Raw genomic sequence first — 5,578 nt, 5'->3', positions numbered from 1 at the left:
CCCCCCCCCCGCGCCCCCGCCGGCCGCCCCCCACCCCCCCCCCCCCCCGCGCCACTAGCGCGAAGGGCGCGGGAGTGGCCCTCAGCGGCAGCCATCAGGCCGGTGGTGCGCTGAACGTGGCCAGCTCGCAGGATATGGAGCTCAGTAACAGCACGCTCGCCAGCCAGGGCGACATGCGCCTTTCCGCGGCGGGGAAAGTGCAGATGACGGGCGGCGGGACAAACAGCGCGGGCGCGCTGGCGGTCAGCAGCGGGCAGGCGATGACGCTCAGCAATACCTCCCTTATCTCCCGCGGCGCGGCGACGCTGGACAGTCAGGACACCCTTACCGTCAACGGCGGCGGCGTGTCGGCACAGGGCGGGGCGCTGACCGTCGCGGGCGGGCAGGGAGTGGCACTTTCGGATGCCACGCTGACGGGCCAGGGCGACACCACGCTGTCCACCGGCGGCAGCCTGACGCAGCGCGGCGGCAGCGTCACCGGCAGGGGCGCGCTCAGCGTGGCGGCCGGGAAGGATATCACCCTGACGAATACCCGCAGCGGAAGCGATACCCGCGCGACGCTCAGCAGCGGCGGCACGCTGTCATCCACGGGCAGTGCGGTCTCGGCAGGAGAGAGCCTGGCGCTGAGCGGCGGGCAGCTGGTGCTGGACGGCCAGAGCCGGGCCGATGCCGCGGCCGATATCCGCCTGACGGGCAGCACCGTCAGTAACCAGGGGCAGGTGAATGCGGGGCGCGACATTGCGCTCTCCGGTGACAGGGTGTCCAGCAGCGGCCTGCTGGCGGCGAAAGGCCGTCTGGACGTGAACGCCGGAGAGCTGACGAACGGCGGCACGGCGCAGGGCAGCGACGTCACCCTGAAGGGACAGACGGTGACCAACAGCGGCACCCTGCAGAGCGCCGGCAGCCTGGCGTTAAGCGCCGGAACCCTGGCGCAGCGGGGCACGCTGAGCGCGAAAGGCAATGCGAACGTCACGGCGCAGCAGACCCTGCGTAACGACGGCAGCCTGCTGGCTGACGGCGCGATGAACGTGACCGCAGGCGTGCTTGAGCAGAACGGCACCCTGTCCGGCGCGACGGCGCTGACGGCGCAGGCCGGCACCCTGACCAGCGGTCAGGCGTCCCGCACGACCAGCCAGGGCAATATACAGATTACCGCGACCCGCAGCGCCAGCCTGAACGGGCAGACGGACGCGGCGGGGGCGGTCACCGTCAGCGCCGGCGACCTGACCACCGGCCCGGATGCGCACCTGCAGAGCGGGCAGGGGCTCACCCTGCAGGCGCAGAACGCCGCGCTGAACGGCACCCAGGCGGCGAAAGGCGCCCTGTCGGTGACGGCGGGCACGATTGCGCACGCCGGGAAATCCACCGGTGACGCGCTGAGCTTTAACGCGACCGGCGACCTGACCAGCGGCGGGGAGCTCACCGCCGGCGCCATTACTCTCAGCGGACAGAACATCCTCCAGTCCGGCGCCGCAAAAGCGGACCGCATGACCCTGACGGCCCCCGGGCGCATCACCAGCAGCGGCTCGCTGATTGCCGGTATCCTCTCCCTGGACGCTGCCTCGGTGGAGAACGGCGGGCTGTTGCAGGGCACCACCCTGCTCGGCCTGAAGACCGGGTCACTCGCGAACCTCGCGGGCGGGTCGGTTTACAGCGCGCAGGATTTAACGCTGAACGTTCCGGTGCTGGCCAACGGCGGGCTTATCACCACCGACGGCACGCTGCGCATTAAAGGCGACACGCTGACCAACCAGGGTGAAATCAACGGCGTCAGCCTGAGCAGCGACTACCTCAGCCTGACCAGCAGCGGACGCCTGCTGGCGGACGACCGGCTCACGCTGAACGGCACTACTCTGGTTAACGCGGGCAGTATTGCCGCCGGCGACCTGCACATCACGGCGGACAGCCTGGAGAACCAGGGCACCGTCGAGGGGGACGCGGCCCTGACGCTCGGCGTGGCAGACCTCACTAACCGCGGCGCGCTGCGCAGCGGCGGAACGCTGACGCTCAGCGGCGACACCCTTACCAGCAGCGGCGAGCTCAGCGCCACCGCGCTGCTGCTGAACCTGACCCGTCAGGTCAGCAACGAGGCGGGCGGCCGGGTGATTGCCCGGGACGGCCTGACGCTGACCGCCGCCAGCCTGACCAACAGCGGGCTGATGGCCGGTGCCGGCGCGCAGTTCAACAGCGCGTCGGTGACCAACGGCGGCACGCTGCAGGGAACCCGTTCCCTGACGGCGGCCGGGGCACAGCTCAGCAACCTGCAGGCGGGCATGCTGCTCTCCGGTGGCGCGCTCGGCCTGCACCACACCACCCTTAACAACGCCGGGCTCATGCAGGGCAACACCCTGAGCCTGGCCACCGGCGAGTGGATGAACACCGGTAACGCGCTGGGGGAAGCGGGCGTGACGGCGACGGTGACCGGCGCGCTGACCAACAGCGGTAAGGTACTCAGCCAGCAGGCGCTGGACGTTCAGGCCGGCAATACCGATAACCGGGGCCAGCTGCTGGCGAAAGTGCTGACCCTGCGGGGCGACCTGCAGAACAGCGGCCTGCTTCAGGGCAGCAGCACGCTGGCCTGGTCCGGCAACACCTTCGCGAACCAGACTCAGGGGCAGGTGACGGGCGGTGAGACCCTCACCCTGAGCGGACACACGCTGAGCAACGCGGGCAGCCTGCAGGGGCGCAGCGCCACGCTGGACGCCGCAGGCCTGAATAACCAGGGCAGCGTTCAGGCGCTGGACGCCCTGACGCTTGCCGCAACCGGCAGGCTGGACAACACGGGCGCCCTGCTCAGCCAGAACCTCTTCACGCTGACGGCGGCGCAGCTGTTTAACGACGGCCGGCTGGCGGGGAAAGCGCTGACGGTGAACGCCGCGCAGCTGACCAACACCGGCATGCTGCAGGGCAACGACACGCTGGCGCTGACCACCCGCGCGCTGAGCAACGGCGCCACCGGGCAGCTGGTGAGCGGAAGCGGCCTGAATCTGTCCCTGGATACGCTCGATAACGCCGGTCTGCTGCTGGTGAACGGCGGGCTCACCCTCCGGGGCAGCGACCTGACCAACCGGGGCGATATTCAGGCGCAGGACCTGGATTTGGGGCTGGGCAACGCCCTGAGCAATACCGGGAACATCGTGGCCACCGGCGATGCCGCGCTTCACGCGACGACGCTGACCAGCAGCGGCACGGTGGCGGGCAGAACGCTGACCGCAGGCGCGACGGAGCTGCGCAACAGCGGCCTGATGCAGGGCAGCAGCGCGGTTAACGCCGCCGCTGACCGCTTTATCAACGCGCTGAACGGCAAATGGCTCTCCGGCGGCGGCTTCACGCTGACGGGCGGGCAGCTGACGAACGCCGGTACGCTGCAGGGCGCGACGCTGGACATGACCGGCACCACCCTGACCAGCAGCGGCACGGTGAACGGGCTGACGGGGCTCAGCGGCACGCTCGGCGGGGCGTTAACCAATACCGGGCTGCTGCAGAGCGGCGGCGCAACCACCTTCACCGCGGACACCCTGGCGAACCCGGGGCGCATCACCGGCGGCACGCTCTCCCTCACCGCCCGCGAGATGAACAACGACGGCCTGATGCAGGGAACGAACGGCCTGGCGCTCACCGGCACCGCGCTGACCACGGGCGCGGCCTCGCGCACCCTCTCAGGCGGCATGCTGACGCTGGACGCAGGCCAGCTGACCACGCAGGGCACGCTGCAGGGGAACGGCGCGGACATCCGCGCCACCGGCGACTGGACGCACGGCGGGTCCCTGCTCAGCCAGGGGGCGCTGACGGCCGCGACCGGCGGCACGCTGACCTCGTCCGGCTCGCTGATGAGCCAGGGGCGGGCGGATATCACCGCGCAGACGCTGGATAACCGCGGGCAGCTCCTCAGCGAAGGAGACGTGACGCTCGGCGGCAGCACCCTTAAAAACAGCGGCACCGTGCAGGGGAACACCCTCGCGCTGCGCCAGGACAGCATTAACAACCAGGGCACCCTGACCGGCCTGCAGAGCCTGACCGTTCAGGGGCAGCAGCGGCTGATGGCGCGCATGGCGATGGCCGCGCCGCAGCAGGCGCTGATTAACGGCGCTGGCGGCAGGCTTCTCACTCAGGGCGCGCTGACCATTGCCTCCGGGGCGGTGACCAACGCCGGCAGCTGGCAGGCGCAGAACATCCTGCTTAACGCGCAGTCGCTCAGCAACAGCGGCACGGTGCAGAGCGCCGACGGGCTGCAGATGACGCTGGCCGACACGCTCACCGGAACCACGGGCAGTAAGATTACCGCGCTGGGTGCGGCAACGCTGCAGGCCGCGACGCTGGCGAACCAGGGGCAGTGGGCGGCGAAAAACCTGACGCTGACCGGCGGCACGCTCAGCAACAGCGGCGCCATCAGCGGGGTGAATGGCCTGACCCTCAGCCAGACCGGCGCGGTCAGCCAGCAGTCGACCGGGACCCTGCTCTCCGGCGGGGCGCTGAACGTCACGGCGGCCTCCGTCACCAGCGACGGCAAAATGCAGGGGAGCACGCTCGGCATCACCACCGGGGCGCTCACCAACGGCGGACGTCTGCAGGGCGATAACGGCGCGACGCTGGCCCTCAGCGGCACGCTGACCAACAGCAGCGGGGGCGAAATCGTCAGCCGCGATGGCCTGACGCTGACCACGCCCGCGCTGTTTAACTACGGCCTGATTCAGGGCGGCGGCGAGACGCGCGTGACCGCCTCCTCGCAGGCGCGTAACGACGGCAGGCTGCTTTCCGGCGCGCGCCTGACGCTCGGCACGCCGCAGTTCACCGGTACCGGCTGGCTGCAGGCCACCGACCTGATACTCAATGCGGCAAACGCCACTAACGGCGGCACGTGGGTGGCCGACCGGGCCACGCTGACCGGCACCACCTTTGCCAGCCAGGGCACCACCCAGGCGGGACAGCTGACGGTTAACTACGGCCAGCTGAACAACAGCGGCACGCTGCTCGGCAACGCGCAGCTGAACATCGACGCGGACCAGGTGACCCAGAGCGCGGGCGGCAGGCTGCTGAGCGGCGGCAACCTGTGGCTGCAGAGCCGGGGGCTGGACCTGACCGGCCAGCTGGTCTCCCTGGGGGACTTAACGCTGCAGCTGACGAACGCGTTTACCAGCCGGACCGCCGTGGCGGCAGGCCGGACCCTGACCATCAGCAGCGGCGGCGACATCGATAACCGCAGCGTGCTGCAGGGGCAGGCGGTCAACCTCAACGCGGGCGGGCAGCTCAGCAACAACGGACAAATCACCACCGGCGGCGGCACCAGCACGCTCTCCGGCAGCAGCGTGGCGCTCAATGCCGCGGGCGCGGTGCAGGGCGGGGGCGACATCACCGTCGCCAGCCGGAGCAACATTACCGTCGACGGCTTCACCGGCACGCGCGGCTCGCTGACCCTGAGCGCGCCGGGGTCCATCGTCAACACCGCGCTGCTGTACGCGGGGAATAACCTGGCGCTGTTTGCCGACAGCATCACCAACCGGCGCGGCGACATCATGGCGGGAAATAACCTGTGGATGCAGCGGGATGCGGCGGGGAATGCGAACAGCCAGGTGGTGCA

1 pseudogene is annotated in these 5,578 nt (G+C 70.1%); it reads left to right on the top strand.

Features of this window, described 5'->3' with window-relative positions:
- Positions 1 to 5,578, top strand: a pseudogene (cdiA, locus tag IM317_RS22065) (contact-dependent inhibition toxin CdiA); the annotation flags it as partial.

The organism is Enterobacter cloacae complex sp. S3 (assembly GCF_014930495.1).
GTDB lineage: Bacteria > Pseudomonadota > Gammaproteobacteria > Enterobacterales > Enterobacteriaceae > Enterobacter > Enterobacter asburiae_B.
Note: the sequence above shows the minus strand (reverse complement) of the source record. Positions and strands in the feature narration are given on the sequence as shown.